This window comes from Pseudomonas sp. C1C7 (assembly GCF_013359595.1).
Lineage (GTDB): Bacteria > Pseudomonadota > Gammaproteobacteria > Pseudomonadales > Pseudomonadaceae > Aquipseudomonas.
Genome location: NZ_JABFMP010000002.1, coordinates 27,147 through 48,033, shown reverse-complemented (window position 1 = coordinate 48,033; position 20,887 = coordinate 27,147). Strand labels below are relative to the sequence as shown.

Here is a 20,887-nt window from a genome sequence, read left to right as displayed (position 1 = left end):
TTGCGGCTTGCGGCTTGCGGCTTGCGGCTTGCGGCTTGCGGCTTGCGGCTTGCGGCCCATAAAAAAACCCAGCACATGGCTGGGTTTTTTATGGGCGGCTGCTCTTAACCGTTGAACACGTCATCCACGCTTTTCAGCGGGTAGTGCTTCGGATAAGGCAGGGTCGCTACACCGGTCTCGATCGCGGCCTTGGCCACGGCGTCGGAGATCACGGTGATCAGGCGGGCGTCCATTGGTTTCGGAATGATGTACTCACGACCGAATTCCAGCTTGATGCCGCCGTAGGCGTCGCACACTTCCTGAGGTACCGGCAGCTTGGCCAGTTCGCGCAGGGCGTTAGCAGCAGCCACTTTCATTTCTTCGTTGATGCGCTTGGCGCGAACGTCCAGGGCACCACGGAAGATGAACGGGAAGCCCAGTACGTTGTTGACCTGGTTCGGGTAGTCCGAACGGCCGGTGGCCATGATCACGTCGCTACGGGTAGCGTGCGCCAGCTCCGGGGAGATTTCCGGATCAGGGTTCGAGCACGCGAACACGATCGGGTTGGCCGCCATGGAGTTCAGGCCTTCAGGGCTCAGCAGGTTCGGGCCGGACAGACCCACGAACACGTCAGCGCCTTGCAGGGCATCGGCCAGGGTGCGCTTGTCGGTCGCGTGAGCGAAGACAGCCTTGTACTGGTTCAGATCGTCACGGCCGGAGTGGATCACGCCGGTACGGTCGATCATGTAGATGTTTTCGATGTTGGCGCCCATGCTCACCAGCAACTTCATGCAGGAGATGGCGGCAGCACCGGCACCCAGGCAGACGATCTTGGCTTCAGGCAGGGTTTTGCCAGCGATTTCCAGAGCGTTGATCATGCCGGCGGCGGTTACGATCGCGGTGCCGTGCTGGTCATCGTGGAATACCGGAATGTCGCACTGCTCGATCAGAGCGCGTTCGATCTCAAAGCACTCTGGCGCCTTGATGTCTTCCAGGTTGATGCCACCGAAGGTGATGGAGATGCGCTTGACGGTGTCGATGAAGGCTTGCGGGCTTTCGGAGTCGACTTCGATGTCGAAAACGTCGATGCCGGCGAAGCGCTTGAACAGCACGCCCTTGCCTTCCATCACTGGCTTGGAAGCCAATGGGCCGAGGTTACCCAGGCCGAGAATCGCGGTGCCATCGGAAATGACTGCAACCAGGTTGCCCTTGCCGGTGTACTTGTAAGCCAGCTCAGGGTCGCGACCGATTTCGCGCACTGGTTCGGCTACGCCGGGGCTGTAGGCCAGCGACAGGTCGCGGGCGGTAGCGGTAGGCTTGGTGAGCTCGACGCTCAGCTTTCCTGGACGAGGATTGGCGTGATACTCGAGAGCGGCAGTTTTCAAATCAGACATATGGGCATTCCGCTTTTACTGTTGGACAGACTGGTCAGCGAGGATACGCGCCTCGCAAAATCCCCACAAGACTGACCGGTCACCCCTGTCAACCGCCCTGTCCTACTACTTTTGGCCAAGAGCCGCGAAACACAAGGGATAGACTGTTCACAATCGACGGAAAAAATGTCTACAATTTTTTATCGCTGCGTCACTTCAAACATCGCCGGATCAGTCAGCGGCAACATCCACCGTGCCTGACCTTCCTTGAGTCCGCCACGGCGCGAACGATCCAGAACCCAGCCCCGCGCCTCGATTTGCCTGCCTTCGAGTTTTTGCAGCGCGTTCGCATCGAAGCGGTTGAGCACATTGGGTGCAACGCGCAACACAACCGAGCCCTGCAATTCGAGCCAAATCCCGCCACGATTGCGCTGAACCTTGCTCACACGCCCGCTGAGCACGGCAAAACCGGCGCGGTCGATCTGATCCGCTTTCAGTACAGGTGACTGGCGCCACACGCCAAGCCCGGCCTGACGCGCACTGCGCTCGGCGGCTTGCTGACAGGCGACCAAATCGACGTTCGGCGGGACGGCCACGAGAAAACCGAGGCCTTCGGCGAGCATTTGCGCTTCGAGATTGGCGCCATCGGCACCGTAGGCATGGGCCAGGGTCCGGCCGTAGTGGTCTTTGCTTTCCTTGCCGGGCAACAGACCGACCCGTCCGTCGCTTGCCGCCACCAGGGCTTCGAGACGTTTGCGCGCAGCCATGGCGAACGGCTCGTCGGAGCGGCCTTTCTTGCCCAGTTCAGGCGTGTTCAGGCCGATCATGCGTACGCTGCGACCGTCCTGAAGGCGCAGGGTGTCGCCATCGACGACGCGCTGCACCTCGACCGATGTCAGGCCGCTCGGTGCCGGGCAGAAGGCCTGGGCAGCGGAGAGCCAAATCGCGGACACAAAAAAGGCGCCCGCAAGGGACGCCTTCTTCATCAGCATGGAAAAACCGTAGCGGCTTCCCAAGTTGATTGGCCTTAGGCCTTTTTCGCGCCGAAAGCACCGAAACGGTCGGCGAACTTCTGAACGCGGCCACCGGTGTCCAGAGTCTTCTGCTTACCGGTGTAGAACGGGTGGCATTCGTTGCAAACGTCGATCGCCAGGGCTTTGCCGAAGGTCGAACGAGTTTCGAACTTGTTGCCGCAGCTGCAGGTAACAGCAACTGCTGGGTATTCTGGATGGATATCAGCTTTCATGGTGTTTTCCTCAGTCTAGCGTGCCGCCACCCAACACTATTGTTGAATACCGCACGTAATCAGGTCGCGGATTCTACCAGACAATGCCGATCACGCAAGCTGTCGCTTCTACCGACCGTCTGCTAGGCTCCCGGCCCAAAGTGCTCCCACAAAGTCACGTCCAGCTCCTCTCTTAATTGTCTGCTGATCGAGAATCCCCCGCGTGCCCGACGCCATTCTGCGCCTTGCCCTGCCCTCGCCACTGCGCCGCCTGTTCGACTATCGCGCACCGGCCGGGGTCTTGCGTGCCCGGTTGCATCCCGGCATGCGCCTGCGGGTGCCGTTCGGTCGGCGCGAGATGATCGGGATTCTGGTGGAGGTGGCCGAGACCAGCGAAGTCCCGGCGCAAAAGCTCAAGCGCGCCATCGCGCTGCTCGATGCCACGCCACCGCTGCCGCCCGCGCTGTTCAAGCTGTGCCTGTGGACTGCCCAGTATTATCAGCACAGCCTCGGCGACACCCTGAGCTGGGCGTTGCCGGTGTTGCTGCGTCAGGGCGAGCCGGCCGAAGCGCGACAGGAGCGCTTCTGGTCCGTTGCCCCCGGCGCCAGCCTCGATGATCCGCGCATCGCCCGCGCCCCGCGTCAGCGCCAGGCCCTGGCCACATTGGCCCAACATCCCCATGGCGTCGCCCATCAACTGCTGAGCAAGCTGATGCTGAGCAAGGACAGCCTCGATCTGCTGCTGGCCAAGGATCTGGTGCAGGTCGAAGTCCGTCGCCACGCGCCCGGCGCCCGCCACGACCACTGGCTGGCTCAGCCGGAGCTGCCGCTCAACGCCGAACAGAGCGCCGCCTGCGAAGCGATTCGCGCCGGGTTCGACAGTTATCACGCATTCCTGCTGGCCGGCGTCACCGGCAGCGGCAAGACCGAAGTCTATTTGCAGCTGATCCGCCAGACCCTCGAGGCCGGCAAGCAGGCGCTGGTGCTGATCCCCGAGATCAATCTCGGCCCGCAGACCCTGGCGCGCTTCGAGCAACGTTTCAATGCGCGCATTGCGCTGCTTCACTCGGCGGTCAACGATCGTGAACGACTCGACGCCTGGCTCGCGGCCCGGGACGGCGAGGCCGACATCATTATCGGCACCCGTTCGGCGCTGTTCACGCCGATGAACAATCCCGGGCTGATCATTATCGACGAAGAGCACGACGGCTCTTATAAACAGCAGGAAGGCTTGCGCTATCACGCCCGAGATCTGGCGCTGGTGCGTGCCCGGCAGGAAAACATTCCGATCGTCCTGGGCTCGGCCACGCCTTCACTGGAAAGCCTGCACAACGCCTACACCGGCCGTTACGGCCTGCTCAGGCTGAACGAACGTGCCGGCGGCGCCAAACAGCCGCGCTTCCTGCGCCTGGATGTGAAAAGCCGTCCGCTGGACAGCGGCATTTGCGGGCCGATGCAACAAGCCATCGGCCAGACCCTGGCGGCGGGCCAGCAAGTGCTGGTGTTCCTCAACCGCCGAGGCTTCGCCCCCACCCTGCTGTGCCACGACTGCGGCTGGATGTCCGAATGCCAACGCTGCGATGCGCGCATGACGGTGCACCAGCGTTATGGCGAGCTGCGCTGCCACCACTGCGGCTATGTCGAACGCGTGCCGCGCCAGTGCCCGAAGTGCAACAAGGTCGATTTGCGTCCGGTGGGCGCTGGCACCGAACGGGCCGAGGAACGCCTGGCGATCCTCTTTCCCGATTACCCGGTGTTGCGGGTCGATCGCGACAGCACATCGCGCAAGGACGCGATGAACCAGCTGTTCGCCACCATCCAGAAAGGTCAGCCGTGCATTCTGGTGGGCACGCAGATGCTCGCCAAAGGGCACCATTTTCCGCGGGTCACCCTGGTGTCGATTCTCGATGCCGACGGCGGCCTGTTTTCCGGCGACTTCCGCGCCAGCGAGCGCATGGCGCAACTTATCGTCCAGGTCGCCGGGCGTGCCGGCCGGGCGGAGGAGCCGGGCCGGGTGATCATCCAGACTCACCTGGCCGACCATCCCCTGCTGGTGCAATTGACCGAGCAGGGTTACTTCGCCTTTGCCGAGCAGGCCTTGAGCGAGCGCCGCGCAGCGGGGCTACCGCCGTTTGCGCATTTGGCCTTGTTGCGGGCCGAAGCGCACAAGCCGGGTCAGGCCGAAGGCTTTCTCGATGAGGCGTGCAGCGAGGCCGAGCGATTGCTGGTTGAGCAGAATCTGAGCGGCATCGAGCTTTTGGGGCCGGTGCCGGCGCCGATGGAGCGTCGGGCCGGGCGGTTCCGCGCGCAGTTGCTGTTGCAGGCCACGGCCCGGGCGCCGTTGCACCGGTTGCTGGCCAATTGGTTGCTGGTGCTGGAGCAGATGCCGAGCGGGCGGGCGGTGCGCTGGTCGCTGGATGTCGATCCCGTAGATTTGTATTGAAGATCAAAAGATCGCAGCCTTCGGCAGCTCCTACAGGTATCCGCGCTCCCTGCAGGACTGCCGCAAGCTGCTTTTTTCACCACACATCCACAACCTGCCTGCTAAGGTTGGCAAGCCTGCCTTCGCAACGGATAATGCCCAGTTTTTCCACCAGCGCACGATGCGCCGCCGCGCCTGCGGTCGAAAGAGAAGACCATGAAAGACACCATTCGCCAGCTGATCCAACAAGCCATCACCCAACTCGTCAACGAAGGTGTGTTGCCTGAAGGGCTGTCGCCGGCGATCCAGGTGGAAAACTCGCGCGACAAGAAGAACGGCGACTTCGCCAGCAACATCGCCATGATGCTGGCCAAACCGGCCGGCATGAAGCCGCGCGACCTGGCGGAAAAGATCATCGCCGCCCTGCCGGCAGACGAAAACGTCTCCAAGGCCGAGATCGCCGGCCCAGGCTTCCTCAATTTCTTCCAGAACACCCAGGCCCTGGCTTCGCGCCTGGACGCCGCCTTGGCCGACGCCAATGTCGGCGTGCGCAAGGCCGGCCCGGCGCAACGCACCGTGGTCGACCTGTCCGCGCCGAACCTGGCCAAGGAGATGCACGTCGGTCACCTGCGCTCGACCATCATCGGCGACGGCGTGGCCCGCGTACTCGAATTCCTCGGCGACGAAGTGATCCGCCAGAACCACGTCGGCGACTGGGGCACCCAGTTCGGCATGCTGATGGCCTATCTGCAGGAAAACCCGATCACCAGCGACGAGCTGTCGGACCTGGAGAACTTCTACCGCGCCGCCAAGCAGCGCTTCGACGAATCCGAAGAGTTCGCCGACCGCGCCCGTGGCCTGGTGGTCAAGCTGCAGGCCGGCGACGCCGATTGCCTGGCGCTGTGGACCAAGTTCAAGGACATCTCGCTGTCCCACTGCCAGAAAATCTACGAACTGCTGAACGTCAAACTGACCATGGCCGACGTGATGGGCGAAAGTGCCTACAACGACGACCTGATCAACGTGGTCAACGACCTCAAGGCCGCCGGCATGCTGGTGGAAAGTAACGGCGCGCAGTGCGTGTTCCTTGACGAGTTCAAGAACGCCGACGGCGACCCGCTGCCGGTGATCATCGTCAAGGCCGACGGCGGCTATCTCTACGCCACCACCGACCTCGCCGCCGTGCGCTACCGCAGCGGCAAGCTCAAGGCCGATCGCGCCCTGTACTTCGTCGACCAGCGCCAGGCCCTGCACTTCCAGCAAGTGTTCGCCGTGGCCCGCAAGGCCGGCTTCGTGACGCATCCGATGGAAATGGAACACATGGGCTTCGGCACCATGAACGGCGCCGATGGCCGTCCGTTCAAGACCCGTGACGGCGGCACCGTGAAGCTGATCGACCTGCTGACCGAAGCCCAGGAACGCGCTTACACCCTGGTCAAAGAGAAAAACCCGGAGCTGGCCGAAGCCGACCTGCGCAACATCGCCAAGGTGGTAGGCATCGGCGCGGTGAAATACGCCGACCTGTCCAAGCACCGTACCAGCGACTACAGCTTCAACTTCGACCTGATGCTGAACTTCGAAGGCAACACCGCGCCGTACCTGCTGTACGCCTACACCCGTGTGGCCGGCGTGTTCCGCAAGCTGGGCAAGGATTTCAGCGAAGTCGACGGCCAGATCGTTCTCGAAGCGCCGCACGAACTGGAACTGGCGGCGAAACTGGCGCAATTCGGCGAAGTGCTGAACAACGTGTCCGAGAAAGGCACGCCGCATATTCTCTGCACTTACCTGTATGACGTCGCCGGCCTGTTCTCCAGCTTCTACGAGAACTGCCCGATCCTCGCTGCCCAGACCCCGGAACAAATGCAGAGCCGCCTGCGCCTCGCCGCGCTGACCGGCCGTACTCTCAAGCAAGGCCTGGAGCTGCTGGGCCTGGAAACTCTGGAGCGTATGTAAGTTGGCTGCCAAGAAAAAACCCGCACCCAAACGTGGCGCCAGCCGTTACCAAGCTCCAGCGAAGCAACCGATTCCGGGCTGGTTGTGGATGGCCATCGGCCTGACGGTCGGTGCCTTCATCGTTTTCCTGATGAAACTGGAGCCAGGCAAGGGCAGCGACACGGTCAAGCGCGAGAAGGTCGAGCAGCAACAGAAAGCCACCAAGATCGCCGAGGCCAACAAGACCCCGCCGAGCCCGGCGCAACCGGTGAAGCCGAAGTACGACTTCTACACGCTGCTGCCGGAATCGGAGGTGATCGTGCCGCCGGATGCGGTGCCGGAAAAAACCTTGCCGACGCCACAGGTACCGGCCGTTCCGACCACGCCTGTGACCCCGGCCGAAGCGGCGAAGATCGACACCGCCCGCGCCCAGGCTGCCCTGGCTGGCATCACCCCGCCGCCAGCACCGCCTGTCGCCAAGGCCGCTCCCGTGACCAAGTTCTTCCTGCAGGCCGGCTCGTTCCGCAAGGAAACCGACGCCGACAAGGTCCGCGCGCAGATCATCCTGCTCGGTCAGGCGGTGGCGGTGGAGTCCGGCACGGTCAAGGACGAGACCTGGTATCGGGTCTTGGTCGGGCCGTTCAGCAATCGTGAGCAGCTGACCACGGCGCAGAAGCAACTGGCGGGTGCAGGCTTTAGCAACTTGCTGTTACAACAACGCCAGAGCCGCTGATCCCCGATCCAACAGGCAACACAAAGCCCCTGCAGGAGCTGCCGAAGGCTGCGATCTTTTGATCTTCAAAGCAAAATCAAAAGATCGCAGCCTTCGGCAGCTCCTACAGACATTCACACCGCTCGTCCCCTCTCCCGCCCCGCAGTTGAAATCTTTTCCACCACCCCCATATGGGTTGGCATAAGGCACTTTCGCCCAGCTGCGTGGAGACTCTTCCCTTGACCACCATCGTTTCAGTTCGCCGCCAAGGCAAAGTCGTCATGGGCGGCGACGGCCAGGTTTCTCTCGGCAATACCGTGATGAAAGGCAACGCCAAGAAAGTCCGTCGCCTGTACCACGGTGAAGTCCTTGCCGGTTTTGCCGGCGCCACCGCTGACGCCTTTACCCTTTTCGAACGCTTCGAAGGCCAGCTGGAAAAACACCAGGGCCATCTGGTTCGCGCCGCCGTCGAGCTCGCCAAAGAATGGCGTACCGACCGCTCCCTGAGCCGCCTGGAAGCCATGCTCGCCGTCGCCAACAAGGACGCTTCCCTGATCATCACCGGCAACGGTGACGTGGTCGAGCCGGAAAACGGCCTGATCGCCATGGGTTCCGGTGGCGCCTACGCCCAGGCAGCCGCCAGCGCGCTGCTGAAGAAAACCGATCTTTGCGCCCGGGAAATCGTCGAGACCGCTCTCGGCATCGCCGGCGACATCTGCGTATTCACCAACCACACTCAGACCATTGAGGAGCAGGACTGCGCCAAAGGCGACGAGTAAGTCTGTTTCGGCCGTACGCCACGACTCACTTGATTAAGGTCCGTCAAATATTATGTCCATGACTCCCCGTGAAATCGTCCACGAACTCAATCGCCATATCATCGGCCAGGACGATGCCAAGCGCGCCGTCGCCATTGCCCTGCGCAACCGCTGGCGCCGGATGCAGCTGCCCGAAGAGCTGCGCGTAGAAGTCACTCCGAAGAACATCCTGATGATCGGCCCGACCGGTGTCGGTAAAACCGAGATCGCCCGTCGCCTGGCCAAGCTGGCCAACGCGCCGTTCATCAAGGTCGAAGCTACCAAGTTCACCGAAGTCGGTTACGTCGGTCGCGACGTCGAGTCGATCATCCGTGACCTGGCCGACGCGGCGATCAAGCTGCTGCGCGAACAGGAAATCACCAAGGTTCGCCACCGCGCCGAAGACGCCGCCGAAGAGCGCATCCTCGACGCGCTGCTGCCACCGGCGCGCATGGGCTTCAGCAACGACGACGCCCCGACCTCCGATTCCAACACCCGCCAGCTGTTCCGCAAGCGCCTGCGCGAGGGTCAGCTGGATGACAAGGAAATCGAAATCGAAGTCGCCGAGATGGCCGGCGTCGATATTTCCGCGCCGCCGGGCATGGAAGAGATGACCAACCAGCTGCAGAACCTGTTCGCCAACATGGGCAAGGGCAAGCGCAAGAGCCGCAAGCTCAAGGTCAAGGAAGCGCTGAAGCTGGTTCGCGACGAAGAAGCCAGCCGCCTGGTCAACGACGAAGAGTTGAAGGCCAAGGCCCTGGAAGCGGTCGAGCAGCACGGCATCGTGTTCATCGACGAAATCGACAAGGTGGCCAAGCGCGGCAATGTCGGCGGCGCCGACGTGTCCCGTGAAGGCGTACAGCGCGACCTGCTGCCGCTGATCGAAGGCTGCACCGTCAACACCAAACTGGGCATGGTCAAGACCGACCACATCCTGTTCATTGCCTCCGGTGCGTTCCACCTGAGCAAGCCGAGCGACCTGGTGCCCGAGCTGCAAGGCCGTCTGCCGATTCGTGTCGAACTCAAGGCCCTGTCGCCGCAGGACTTCGAGCGCATTCTCAGCGAGCCGCACGCGTCGCTCACCGAGCAATACTGCGCGCTGCTGAAAACCGAAGGCCTGTCCATCGAGTTCCAGCCCGACGGCATCAAGCGCATCGCCGAGATCGCCTGGCAGGTCAACGAGAAGACCGAGAACATCGGTGCCCGTCGCCTGCACACCCTGCTCGAGCGCCTGCTCGAAGAGGTGTCCTTCAGCGCCGGCGACCTGGCCAGCGCCCATGACGACAAGGCAATCCAGATCGACGCCGACTACGTCAACAATCACCTGGGTGAATTGGCGCAGAACGAAGACCTGTCGCGCTATATTCTGTAGAGCTTCAAGCTTCAAGCTTCAAGCTTCAAGCTTCAAGCTTCAAGCTTCAAGCTACAAGCTACAAGCTACAAGCGGCGAGCTGAGTTAAGCTTGCCGCTTGTAGCTTGCAGCTAAGAGCTTTCCTCATGATCCCCACCGACATCAAACTGCACAAAGCCTCGAAAACCCTGACGCTCAAATACGCGTCCGGCGAGGAATACACCCTGCCCGCCGAGTTCTTGCGGGTGCACTCTCCCTCCGCCGAGGTCCAGGGCCACGGCAAACCCATCCTGCAATTCGGCAAGATCAACGTCGGCCTGAGCAAGCTGGAACCGGCCGGTCAGTACGCACTGAAACTGACCTTCGACGACGGCCACGACAGCGGCCTGTTCACCTGGGAATACCTCTATGAGCTGGGGCGACGTTATGACGCACTCTGGGAGGATTACCTGGCCGAGCTCAAAGCTGCCGGAAAATCCCGCGACCCGAACGAGTCTGTCGTCAAGCTGATGCTCTAGCCCAAGCCTCTTGTTCATTAGAAGGCATTTTCTAATTTCATCTGTTTGAATGCTCCGCTCCAAAGCAAGCAATGGGCCTGCTTGCGAAAAAAATTAAACTCGGGTAACCAATGGAACTGGCAAGTTCCCTGCAGTGCTCTCTGCGATCAAAGCAGCGGTGCAGTATCAACGGTCACCCGAGTAGTAGTACCTGGCATTCGCTGTGTGGACTACACAGCAGGACCCGGTACTCGTCTCGGGACAATGGAGCGTCGTAGATGAGTAAAGAGAATAACGATGACTTGAAGTATCAGGCCTCGGAAAACACCCTGGGTCTGAATCCTGTCGTTGGGCTGCGTGGAAAGGATCTACTGGCTTCTGCTCGAATGGTGCTCAGACAGGCCATCAAACAACCGATTCACAGCGCAAAACATGTGGCGCATTTCGGTCTGGAACTCAAAAACGTACTGCTCGGCAAATCCGGGCTGCAACCGGCAAGCGATGACCGTCGCTTCGTCGATCCGGCCTGGAGCCAGAACCCGCTCTACAAACGTTACATGCAAACCTATCTGGCGTGGCGCAAGGAGCTTCACGACTGGATCGACGACAGTAACCTGCCGCCCAACGACGTCAGCCGTGGGCACTTCGTGATCAACCTGATGACCGAAGCCATGGCCCCGACCAACAGCGCGGCCAACCCCGCGGCGGTCAAGCGCTTCTTCGAAACCGGCGGCAAGAGCCTGCTCGATGGCCTTTCCCATCTGGCCAAGGATCTGGTGCACAACAACGGCATGCCCAGCCAGGTCAACATGGGGGCGTTCGAGGTCGGCAAGACCCTGGGCGTCAGCGAAGGCGCGGTGGTGTTTCGCAACGACGTGCTGGAGCTGATCCAGTACAAGCCGAGCACCGAGCAGGTCCACGAGCGTCCGCTGCTGGTGGTGCCACCGCAGATCAACAAGTTCTACGTGTTCGACCTCAGCCCGGAAAAAAGCCTGGCGCGCTTCTGCCTGCGCAGCAACGTGCAGACGTTTATCGTCAGCTGGCGCAACCCGACCAAGGAGCAGCGCGAGTGGGGCCTGTCGACCTACATCGAGGCGCTCAAGGAAGCGGTCGATGTGGTCACCGCGATCACCGGCAGCAAAGACGTGAACATGCTCGGCGCCTGCTCTGGCGGCATCACCTGCACCGCGCTGCTGGGCCACTACGCCGCGATCGGCGAGAACAAGGTCAACGCCCTCACCCTGCTGGTGAGCGTGCTCGACACCACCCTGGACACCGACGTCTCCCTGTTCGTCAACGAGCAGACCCTGGAGGCCGCCAAGCGCCACTCCTATCAGGCGGGCGTGCTGGAAGGCCGCGACATGGCGAAAGTCTTCGCCTGGATGCGCCCCAACGATCTGATCTGGAACTACTGGGTCAACAACTACCTGCTGGGCAACGAGCCGCCGGTGTTCGACATCCTGTTCTGGAATAACGACACCACGCGCCTGCCCGCGGCGTTCCACGGCGACCTGATCGAGCTGTTCAAAAACAACCCGCTGATCCGTCCGAACGCACTGGAAGTGTGCGGCACGCCGATCGACCTCAAGCAAGTGAAGGCCGATATCTTCTCCCTGGCCGGCACCACGGACCACATCACCCCGTGGAAGTCCTGCTACAAGTCGGCGCACCTGTTTGGCGGCAACGTCGAGTTCGTGCTGTCCAGCAGCGGGCATATCCAGAGCATCCTGAACCCGCCGGGCAACCCGAAGTCGCGCTACATGACCAACAACGAAGCATCGGACACCGCCGAAGAATGGCAGGAGAATTCCACCAAGCACACGGACTCCTGGTGGCTGCACTGGCACGCCTGGCTGGCCGAGCGCTCCGGTGAAATGAAGAAGTCCCCCTTGAAGTTGGGCAACAAGGCTTATCCGGCAGGCGAAGCTGCGCCGGGTACTTATGTGCATGAGCGGTAACTGACACGCCTCGCCCCAATGTGGGAGCGGGCTTGCTCGCGAAAGCGATTCATCATTCGAAATGGGTGGTGACTGACCCGACGCATTCGCGAGAAAGCTGCTTCCACAGGGGATCGAGGAAGAACTCAAGAGATCCACAGGGCCAGAGAATGCCGCAACCGTTCATATTCCGTACCGTCGAACTGGATGGCCAGACCCTCCGCACGGCGGTTCGACCCGGCAAGCCTCATTTGACGCCCTTGCTGATTTTCAACGGCATCGGCGCCAACCTTGAGCTGGTGTTCCCGTTCGTCGCGGCGCTGGACCCGGACCTGGAAGTCATCGCTTTCGACGTGCCCGGGGTCGGCGGCTCGTCCACGCCCAATCGTCCGTACCGGTTTGCGGGCCTGGCGAAACTCACCGCGCGCATGCTCGACTACCTCGATTACGGACAGGTCAATGCGATCGGGGTTTCCTGGGGCGGCGCGCTGGCCCAGCAATTCGCCTACGACTACCCGGAACGCTGCAAGAAACTCGTGTTGGCCGCGACGGCGGCCGGTGCAGTGATGGTGCCGGGCAAGCCGAAGGTGCTGTGGATGATGGCCAGCCCACGCCGCTACATCCAGCCTTCCCACGTGATCCGCATCGCCCCGATGATCTACGGCGGCGCGTTCCGTCGCGACCCGACCCTGGCCGCGAACCACGCCGCCAAGGTGCGCTCGGCAGGCAAGTTGGGCTACTACTGGCAACTGTTCGCCGGCCTTGGCTGGACCAGCATCCACTGGCTGCACAAGATCAAGCAACCGACCCTGGTGCTGGCCGGCGACGACGATCCGCTGATCCCGCTGGTCAACATGCGCCTGCTGGCCTGGCGTATTCCCAACGCCCAACTGCACATCATCGACGACGGCCACCTGTTCCTGATCACCCGGGCCGAAGCCGTGGCGCCGATCATCATGAAGTTTCTCCAGGAGGAGCGGCAGCGTGCGGTGATGCACCCGCGTCCGGCGCCTTTGGGCGGCTGACCGACTAGTCATCGACCGGCAGGACGCCGGGACGCGCAACAACCCGATACAGCGTCTATGGTGATCTGGTTCGGTGTATTTGATTTGGCCTGAAGACGAAGGAGTGTTGACTGATGCGTGACAAACCAGCGAGGGACCTGGCGCCCTCTCCCGCCGCGTTCATCAACGCACAGAGTGCGATCACCGGCCTGCGCGGCCGTGATCTGTTTTCAACGCTGCGCAGCGTCGCCGCCCATGGCTTGCGCCAACCGGTGCACAGCGCTCGCCACGTCTTGAAACTGGGTGGCCAACTGGGGCGTGTGCTGCTGGGTGAAACCCTGCATCCGACCAACCCCCATGACAGCCGCTTCGCCGATCCGGCCTGGAGCCTCAACCCTTTCTATCGTCGCAGCCTGCAGGCCTATCTGGCCTGGCAGAAGCAAGTCCGCAGCTGGATCGACGAGAGCAACATGAGCCCGGACGATCGCGCCCGGGCCCAGTTCGTCTTCTCCCTGCTCAACGACGCCATGTCGCCCTCCAACAGTCTCCTCAATCCGCTGGCGCTCAAGGAAATCTTCAATTCCGGCGGCAACAGCCTGGTGCGCGGAATCGGCCATCTGGTGGACGACCTGCTGCACAACGACGGCCTGCCCCGACAGACCACCAAGCAGGCGTTCGAAGTCGGCAAGACGGTGGCCACCACCCAGGGCGCCGTGGTGTTTCGCAACGAGCTGCTGGAGCTGATCCAGTACAAGCCGATGAGCGAAAAGCAGTATTCCAAGCCGCTGCTGGTGGTGCCGCCGCAGATCAACAAGTTCTACATTTTCGACCTGAGCCCCCACAACAGCTTCGTCCAGTACGCGCTCAAGAACGGCCTGCAAACCTTCATGATCAGCTGGCGCAACCCGGATGTGCGCCATCGCGAATGGGGCCTGTCGAGCTACGTTGAAGCGGTGGAAGAAGCCATGAATGTCTGCCGGGCGATCACCGGCGCCCGGGAGGTCAACCTGATGGGCGCCTGCGCCGGCGGGTTGACCATTGCCGCGCTGCAAGGGCACCTGCAGGCCAAGCGGCAGATGCGCCGGGTATCGAGCGCCACCTATCTGGTGAGCCTGCTCGACAGCCAGCTGGACACGCCGGCGACCCTGTTCGCCGACGAACAGACCCTGGAAGCCGCCAAGCGCCGCTCCTATCAAAAAGGCGTGCTCGACGGCCGGGACATGGCCAAAGTCTTCGCCTGGATGCGCCCCAACGATCTGATCTGGAGCTACTTCGTCAACAATTACCTGCTGGGCAAGGAGCCGCCGGCGTTCGACATCCTCTACTGGAACAACGACACCACGCGCCTGCCGGCAGCCCTGCATGGCGACCTGCTGGACTTCTTCAAGCACAACCCGCTGGGCCATCCGGGCGGTCTGGAAGTGTGCGGCACGCCGATCGATCTGCAGAAAGTCACGGTCGACAGCTTCAGCGTTGCCGGGATCAACGACCACATCACGCCGTGGGATGCGGTGTATCGCTCGACCCTGCTGCTGGGGGGCGAGCGCCGTTTCGTGCTGTCCAACAGCGGCCACGTGCAAAGCATCCTCAACCCGCCGGGCAACCCGAAAGCCAACTACGTCGAGGGCAGCAAACTGAGCAGCGACCCGCGGGCCTGGTACTACGATGCGAAACCGGTCGAGGGCAGCTGGTGGACGCAATGGCTGAGCTGGATTCAGGAGCGCTCGGGGACACAGAAGGAAACTGTCATGGCCCTGGGCAACCAGAACTATCCACCGATGGAAGCCGCACCCGGCACCTACGTGCGCGTGCGCTGACGTTCAAGCGACCCACGGCCGATGTCGGCCGTGGCATGGACCCGAACATTAAGAAGACTGGATGAAAACCCGCGACCGCATCCTCGAATGTGCCCTGCAGTTGTTCAACGAGAAGGGCGAACCGAATGTCTCCACCATGGAAGTTGCCAACGAAATGGGCATCAGCCCGGGCAACCTCTACTACCACTTCCACGGCAAGGAACCGTTGATTCTCGCGTTGTTCGAGCGTTTCCAGGCCGAGCTGACACCACTGCTCGACCCACCGGCCGACATCGAACTGGGCCCCGATGACTATTGGCTGTTCCTGCACCTGATCGTCGAGCGCCTGTCCCACTACCGCTTCCTGTTCCAGGACCTGTCGAACCTGGCCGGGCGCCTGCCGAAACTGGCCAAGGGCATTCGCAACCTGCTCAACGCCCTCAAGCGCACCCTGGCTTCGCTGCTGGCGCAGTTGAAGGCCCAGGGGCAATTGGTCAGCGACACCCAGGCGCTGGGCCAACTGGTGGAACAGATCACCATGACCCTGCTGTTCTCGCTGGACTATCAGCGGATTCTCGACCGCGAGGGTGAGGTGAGGCTGGTGGTTTACCAGATCATGATGCTGGTGGCGCCGCATCTGTTGCCGCCGGTCAAGGTGGCGACCGAACAGCTGGCACTGCAATACCTCGACGGCTGATGCGTACCCGCTCCTGCAATGCACAAACAAAAACGCCCGACCTTGGCAGGCCGGGCGTTTTTTTGAGCCCTGAGGAATCAGGACTGACTGGTTGGCGTCGATGGAGCTGGCGCGGCAGTCGGGGTGACGGCAGGGGTCGGCGCGGTTGCGGAGTTCGATGCGCTGACCGGTGCAGCCGGTGCGGCCGAGGCCGCCGGGGTTGCCGGTTTGGCGGCGGCCACGGCTGGTTTGGCGGCGGCAGCTTTCGGAGCGGCCGGCTTTTTCACTGCTGGCTTTTTCGCAGCCGCAGGTTTGGCTGCTGGCTTGGCGGCAGCAGGTTTCGCTGCTGCTGGCTTGGCGGCGGGCTTGGCCGCTGCGGTTTTCGCCGCAGCAGGTTTGGCGGCCGGTTTGGCAGCTGGCTTGGCGGCCGCTTTGGCAGCGACCGGCTTGGCCGCTGGTTTGGCCGCGGCAGGTTTTGCAGCAGCGGTTTTGGCAGCAGGCTTGGCCGCGGCTTTCGCTGCGGGTTTAGCAGCAGGTTTAGCCAGTGGCTTGGCAGCAGTTTTGGCGGCCGGCTTGGCAGCGGCAGCAGGTTTGGCCGCAGCGGTTTTCGCCGCAACAGGCGCAACCTTGGCACCGGTCAGTTTTTCGATTTGCGCGGTCAGTTTCTCGACCTTGGTGTGCAGTGCCTTAACCTCATTGCGGCTCGGCACGCCCAGGCGCGAAATGGCGCTGTTCAGGCGCTTGTCGAAAGCCCCTTCCAGCTCATCCCACTTGCCCAGCGCCTTGTCTTTCACACCGCTGATGCGCGACTTGGCCGAAGAAGCGGAGTCCTTGGCGCTGTCCTTGGCTGTGTCGACTTTCTTGCCGATTGCCTTCTCGGCTTTCTCGCCGTCTTTAACCAATGCATCGAAGATTTTGCTGCCGTCAGTGTCGATCTTCGAGTACACGCCTAAACCAGCCAGCCAGATTTTTCGGGAGTAGTCTTCTACTTTCCCGATCCACGAGCTGCCTTCTTTTTCGGTGTTCTTTTTAACAGCCATCCCGTTCTCCTTAAGATTTACGCGCGACGCGTTCGAGCAATGCCGTCAACTCATCGAGCTTGACAGAGAGTGTCTCAACGTCATGTTTAGACGGAATGCCGATACGATTCAAGGCGCTTGCAACACGCGAGTCGAACGCTTTCTCGACCTTGTCGAGTTGAACTTCGACACGGCCCTTGAAAGAGCTCACTTCGTTCTTCGCTTCAGCGATCTCGGAGTTCGCGGCTTCGAGCTTTTCAGCCACTGCCTTTTTGCCTTTGGTTTCAACAGCTTGACCTGCCTTCACCAGCTCCTGAAAGTAGTCGGCGCCTTCCTGGCCAACCTTGGCGTAAGCCCCAAGACCTGCCAGCCAGATCTTGCGGGCATAGGATTTGACGTCGCTCAGAGCCGATGTCGAAGCGTCGATTTTTTTCTTCAAAATTACTTTGGCCATGATCCACCTCACGCGCAGAAGGTTTGAGGAACTGCCCGCGAAAGTGTCGGGCTCTGGCACAAAGTAGGGAGAAAAATTAGAAAGGGCACCCTAACAACCGCAACATTTGCGTGCCCCGAGATGGATGCAGGAGCGAGGCTTGCCCGCGAAGAGGCCGGAACATTCACAGCATCCTTGCAGTCAGGAAGACCACTTTCGCGAGCAAGCTTCGCTCCTACAGGAGAAGGGGGTCGGATCAGGCCAACGCCTTGTCCAGCGCCTTTTCGATTTCCGCTTTGATCATGCCGCTCATGGCCGACATCATCAGGCCCAGTTCCACATCGACGCGGATCGAATCGTCGGCCACATGCACCGCACCTTTCACGCCGGAGCGTTTGAGGTTCAGGGTATCCCCGGACCATTGCGGCTCCAGGCCATATTGGTCGCGGAGTTTCGCCGCCAGCTTGTCGGCTTTCTCGCGCGCCGCTTCCTTGCCCAGGCTGTGGGCGCGCTCAACACTGATGTGGGCCATTGGATGACTCCTGTTTTATGAATGCTTGTCGGTAAATCTTGACCGCCACTGCGGCAAATCGTCCCCAGGGTTGCCCATCTTACCTTTAGCCATTCCAAGACAAAGCATCCCTTGGGGATTAGAATGTCGCGCATTCTCTCTTGGTGACAGCGATATGACTGATCAGCGCAAAGGCAGCGATGCCGAACCCACCACTCACTTCGGCTTCAAAAACGTTCCGGAAAGCCAGAAAGCGGAAAAAGTCGCTGAAGTTTTCCACTCGGTAGCTGCCAAGTACGACTTGATGAACGACCTCCTGTCGGGCGGCATGCACCGCCTGTGGAAGCGTTTCGCGATCGAACTGTCGGGCGTACGCGCCGGCAACCGCGTGCTCGACATCGCCGGTGGCACGGGCGACCTGACCCGCAAATTCTCGCATCTGGTCGGCCCTACCGGCCAAGTGGTGCTGGCCGACATCAACGAATCCATGCTCAAGGTCGGCCGTGACCGCCTGCTGGACCTGGGTGTGGCCGGCAACGTCGAATTCGTCCAGGCCGACGCGGAAAAACTGCCGTTCCCGGACAACCATTTCGACTGCGTGACCATCGCTTTCGGTCTGCGCAATGTGACGCACAAGGAAGACGCCCTGCGCTCCATGCTGCGCGTGCTCAAGCCTGGCGGCCGCCTGCTGGTGCTGGAGTTCTCCAAACCGACCAACGCGCTGATGTCCAAGGCTTACGACGCCTACTCGTTCGCCTTCATGCCGCTGATGGGCAAGCTGATCACCAACGACTCGGAAAGCTATCGCTACCTGGCCGAATCGATCCGCATGCACCCGAACCAGGAAACCCTGAAGTCAATGATGGTCGAGGCCGGTTTCGACCGCGTGACCTATCACAACATGACCGCAGGCATCGTTGCCCTGCATCGCGGCATCAAGCCCTGATGCTGCTCGCCGGACTGCTCGCCAGCGTTGAACTCGGACTGAACCGGGTGCTGCGTCTCGACAGCACGGCGCTGCCGCGGCTTGCGCACTTGAGCGGCAAGGTGATTGCCGTCGATTGCCGAAGCCCGGCATTGCAACTGTTCATCCTGCCGAGCGACGAAGGCCTGATGCTCGCTTCCCAGTGGGAAACCGGCGCCGACTGCACCTTGCGTGCACCGGCTTCGAGCCTGTTGAAACTGGCGATGAGCAAGGACAAGACCGCGGTGCTGCATGCCCCTGAAGTCGAACTCGACGGCGACAGCGGCGTGCTGCTGGAACTGGCGGGGATCCTTCAGGACCTGGAGCTGGACTGGGAGTACGAACTCTCGCGCTGGCTCGGCCCGGTTGCCACGCAACTGGTGGGCGGTCACCTGCGCAGTCGCGCGCGCTGGTATCAACAAGGATTTGCCAGCCTCAACCAGAACCTCGCCGAATACCTGGCCGAAGAATCGCGCAGCCTCGTCGGCCAGCGCGAAGCCGAAGCCCGATTCAGCGAACTGGACCGGATCAAACTCGATCTGGAACGACTCGAGGCGCGTTTCGAGCGCCTTTCCCGATCCCTCGACCCAAGCGATAACGCATGAAGCTGCTTGCCGTCCGCCGTCTGTTGCGCATCCAGCGCGTCGTGATCCGCTACCGCCTCGATGACCTGCTGTTCGACCTGCCTCTGCCCTGGTTCCTGCTGGTGCTGCGCTACGCCTTGCCGTGGCGCTGGTTCCCGCGCAAGACCCTGGACCTGAGCCGTGGCGCGCGCCTGCGCCTGGCGTTGCAGGACCTGGGGCCGATCTTCATCAAGTTCGGGCAGATCCTGTCCACCCGCCGCGACCTGCTGCCCGAAGACATCGCCGACGAGCTGATGCTGCTGCAGGATCGCGTGCCACCGTTCGACTCCAAGCTGTCGGTCAAGCTGATCGAAGACCAGCTGGGCAAGAAGATCAGCGAAGTGTTCAGCCGTTTCGACGTCGAACCCCTGGCCTCCGCCTCGGTGGCGCAGGTCCACTCCGCGCAACTGAAAACCGGTGAAGAAGTGGTGGTCAAGGTGATCCGCCCGGGTCTGAAGCCGGTGATCGCCCAGGACCTGGCGTGGCTGTTCATCCTCGCCCGCGCCGCCGAAAAAGTATCGGCCGATGCGCGCCTGCTGCACCCGGTGGACGTGGTCAGCGACTACGAAAAAACCATCTACGACGAACTCGATCTGCTGCGCGAAGCGGCCAACGCCAGCCAGCTGAAGCGCAACTTCGAAGGCTCGCCGATGCTTTACGTGCCGCAGGTCTACTGGGACTGGTGCCGGCCGAAAGTGCTGGTGATGGAGCGTATCTACGGGATTCAGGTCACCGACCTGGCCACCCTGGCCGACCAGCGCACCGACATGAAAATGCTCGCCGAACGCGGCGTGGAGATCTTTTTCACCCAGGTGTTCCGCGACAGTTTCTTCCACGCCGACATGCACCCCGGCAACATCTTCGTCAGCACCGTGAGCCCGTGGAGCCCGCAGTACATCGCGATCGACTGCGGCATCGTCGGCAGCCTGACCCCGGAAGACCAGGACTACCTGGCGCGCAACCTGTTCGCCTTCTTCAAGCGTGACTACCGTCGCGTGGCGCAGTTGCACATCGACTCGGGGTGGGTGCCGGCGGAAACCAAGCTCAACGAATTCGAAGCGGCGATCCGTACCGTGTGCGAGCCGATCTTCGAAAAGCCGTTGAAGGACATTTCCTTCGGCCAGGTGCTGATGCGCCTGTTCCAGACCGCGCGCCGCTTCAACATGGAAGTGCAGCCGCAGCTGGTTCTTCTGCAGAAAACCCTGTTGAACATCGAAGGCCTGGGTCGTCAGCTGTATCCGGACCTCGATCTGTGGAACACCGCACAGCCTTTCCTCGAGCGCTGGATGCGCGAGCGCGTCAGCCCCAAGGCGCTGTTCGGCAACGTGCAGAGCCAGATCGAACAGATCCCGCACCTGGCCAACATGACCCGCGACCTGCTCGAGCGCCTGTCCCAGCCCCACGCCAGCGACCCGCCGCCTCCCTGGCATCGGCGCCGCGACGACTGGCTCCTGCGCCTGCTGGGCACGGCCCATCTGGCGGGCGGCGCCATCCTCGCCGCTGGCGGGCCACTGAATCAGTTGGCTTATTGGCCCGCGGGAATCATGATGGCCGTCGGTTTGTATCTGGTCGTGCGTCGATAGGAGTAAGCTGCTAGCTGCAAGCCGCAAGCTTGAAGTGGCCTGCGTAATACTTG

General features: G+C 61.8%; 19 protein-coding genes. 13 read left to right on the top strand and 6 right to left on the bottom strand.

Annotated features, from left to right (window positions below):
* Positions 1-104: 104 nt before the first annotated feature.
* The 3 genes from HNO86_RS01880 to rpmE all read right to left on the bottom strand — a co-directional run bounded on the left by HNO86_RS01880 (position 105) and on the right by rpmE (position 2,598).
* Positions 105-1,373: a malic enzyme-like NAD(P)-binding protein gene (locus HNO86_RS01880; RefSeq protein ID WP_175375338.1), complete on the bottom strand. Its 1,269-nt coding sequence runs from the start codon at positions 1,371-1,373 to the stop codon at positions 105-107.
* A 179-nt stretch (positions 1,374-1,552) separates the two neighbouring features.
* Positions 1,553-2,344 carry a thermonuclease family protein gene (locus HNO86_RS01875; RefSeq protein ID WP_175375337.1) on the bottom strand — a complete coding sequence of 264 codons (792 nt, stop codon included), beginning with the start codon at positions 2,342-2,344 and terminating at the stop codon, positions 1,553-1,555.
* A gap of 35 nt (positions 2,345-2,379) precedes the next feature.
* A complete protein-coding gene (gene rpmE / locus HNO86_RS01870; RefSeq protein WP_007975586.1) occupies positions 2,380-2,598 on the bottom strand; it encodes a 50S ribosomal protein L31 in 219 nt (72 codons plus the stop codon).
* Positions 2,599-2,800: 202 nt separating this feature from the next.
* Between rpmE and HNO86_RS01865 the strand changes: the two genes are divergently transcribed.
* The 10 genes from HNO86_RS01865 to HNO86_RS01820 all read left to right on the top strand — a co-directional run bounded on the left by HNO86_RS01865 (position 2,801) and on the right by HNO86_RS01820 (position 15,722).
* Positions 2,801-5,020 carry a primosomal protein N' gene (locus HNO86_RS01865; RefSeq protein ID WP_175375336.1) on the top strand — a complete coding sequence of 740 codons (2,220 nt, stop codon included), beginning with the start codon at positions 2,801-2,803 and terminating at the stop codon, positions 5,018-5,020.
* A gap of 195 nt (positions 5,021-5,215) precedes the next feature.
* Positions 5,216-6,952: an arginine--tRNA ligase gene (gene argS, locus HNO86_RS01860; RefSeq protein ID WP_175375335.1), complete on the top strand. Its 1,737-nt coding sequence runs from the start codon at positions 5,216-5,218 to the stop codon at positions 6,950-6,952.
* Position 6,953: 1 nt separating this feature from the next.
* Positions 6,954-7,664, top strand: coding sequence for an SPOR domain-containing protein (locus HNO86_RS01855; protein ID WP_175375334.1), 711 nt, complete (start codon positions 6,954-6,956; stop codon positions 7,662-7,664).
* A gap of 218 nt (positions 7,665-7,882) precedes the next feature.
* Positions 7,883-8,422: an ATP-dependent protease subunit HslV gene (gene hslV, locus HNO86_RS01850; protein ID WP_175375333.1), complete on the top strand. Its 540-nt coding sequence runs from the start codon at positions 7,883-7,885 to the stop codon at positions 8,420-8,422.
* Between the two features lie 52 nt (positions 8,423-8,474).
* Complete coding sequence (hslU, locus tag HNO86_RS01845; protein ID WP_175375332.1) at positions 8,475-9,812, top strand: HslU--HslV peptidase ATPase subunit; 1,338 nt, start codon at positions 8,475-8,477, stop codon at positions 9,810-9,812.
* 125 nt (positions 9,813-9,937) lie between these two features.
* Complete coding sequence (locus HNO86_RS01840; protein WP_175375331.1) at positions 9,938-10,309, top strand: gamma-butyrobetaine hydroxylase-like domain-containing protein; 372 nt, start codon at positions 9,938-9,940, stop codon at positions 10,307-10,309.
* 257 nt (positions 10,310-10,566) lie between these two features.
* Positions 10,567-12,246 carry a class II poly(R)-hydroxyalkanoic acid synthase gene (phaC, locus tag HNO86_RS01835; protein ID WP_175375330.1) on the top strand — a complete coding sequence of 560 codons (1,680 nt, stop codon included), beginning with the start codon at positions 10,567-10,569 and terminating at the stop codon, positions 12,244-12,246.
* Between the two features lie 149 nt (positions 12,247-12,395).
* A complete protein-coding gene (gene phaZ, locus HNO86_RS01830; RefSeq protein WP_175375329.1) occupies positions 12,396-13,250 on the top strand; it encodes a poly(3-hydroxyalkanoate) depolymerase in 855 nt (284 codons plus the stop codon).
* Positions 13,251-13,363: 113 nt separating this feature from the next.
* Positions 13,364-15,046 (top strand): class II poly(R)-hydroxyalkanoic acid synthase, encoded by a 1,683-nt coding sequence (gene phaC, locus HNO86_RS01825; RefSeq protein ID WP_175375328.1) that lies wholly within the window; start codon positions 13,364-13,366, stop codon positions 15,044-15,046.
* A 61-nt stretch (positions 15,047-15,107) separates the two neighbouring features.
* Positions 15,108-15,722, top strand: coding sequence for a TetR/AcrR family transcriptional regulator (locus HNO86_RS01820; RefSeq protein WP_175375327.1), 615 nt, complete (start codon positions 15,108-15,110; stop codon positions 15,720-15,722).
* Positions 15,723-15,799: 77 nt separating this feature from the next.
* Here the strand turns inward: HNO86_RS01820 and HNO86_RS01815 are convergent, their stop codons facing one another.
* The 3 genes from HNO86_RS01815 to HNO86_RS01805 form a co-directional block, all read right to left on the bottom strand.
* Complete coding sequence (locus HNO86_RS01815; RefSeq protein WP_175375326.1) at positions 15,800-16,741, bottom strand: phasin family protein; 942 nt, start codon at positions 16,739-16,741, stop codon at positions 15,800-15,802.
* Between the two features lie 10 nt (positions 16,742-16,751).
* Positions 16,752-17,174 (bottom strand): phasin family protein, encoded by a 423-nt coding sequence (locus tag HNO86_RS01810; RefSeq protein WP_175375325.1) that lies wholly within the window; start codon positions 17,172-17,174, stop codon positions 16,752-16,754.
* A 235-nt stretch (positions 17,175-17,409) separates the two neighbouring features.
* Positions 17,410-17,685: a polyhydroxyalkanoic acid system family protein gene (locus HNO86_RS01805; protein WP_175375324.1), complete on the bottom strand. Its 276-nt coding sequence runs from the start codon at positions 17,683-17,685 to the stop codon at positions 17,410-17,412.
* Positions 17,686-17,839: 154 nt separating this feature from the next.
* On the opposite strand from HNO86_RS01805, the gene ubiE reads away from it, so the two are divergent.
* From ubiE to ubiB, 3 genes are read left to right on the top strand one after another with little or no spacing between them, the layout of a single operon-like run.
* On the top strand, positions 17,840-18,610 hold the full coding sequence (ubiE, locus tag HNO86_RS01800) for a bifunctional demethylmenaquinone methyltransferase/2-methoxy-6-polyprenyl-1,4-benzoquinol methylase UbiE (RefSeq protein ID WP_007975568.1): 771 nt from the start codon (positions 17,840-17,842) through the stop codon (positions 18,608-18,610).
* Positions 18,610-19,233, top strand: coding sequence for an SCP2 domain-containing protein (locus HNO86_RS01795; RefSeq protein ID WP_175375323.1), 624 nt, complete (start codon positions 18,610-18,612; stop codon positions 19,231-19,233). The genes ubiE and HNO86_RS01795 overlap by 1 nt, the downstream gene beginning before the upstream one ends.
* The gene (ubiB, locus tag HNO86_RS01790) at positions 19,230-20,834 is read left to right on the top strand and encodes a ubiquinone biosynthesis regulatory protein kinase UbiB (RefSeq protein ID WP_175375322.1); all 1,605 of its coding nucleotides are present in this window, start codon (positions 19,230-19,232) and stop codon (positions 20,832-20,834) included. Before HNO86_RS01795 ends, ubiB begins: the two co-directional genes overlap by 4 nt.
* Positions 20,835-20,887 lie beyond the last annotated feature (53 nt).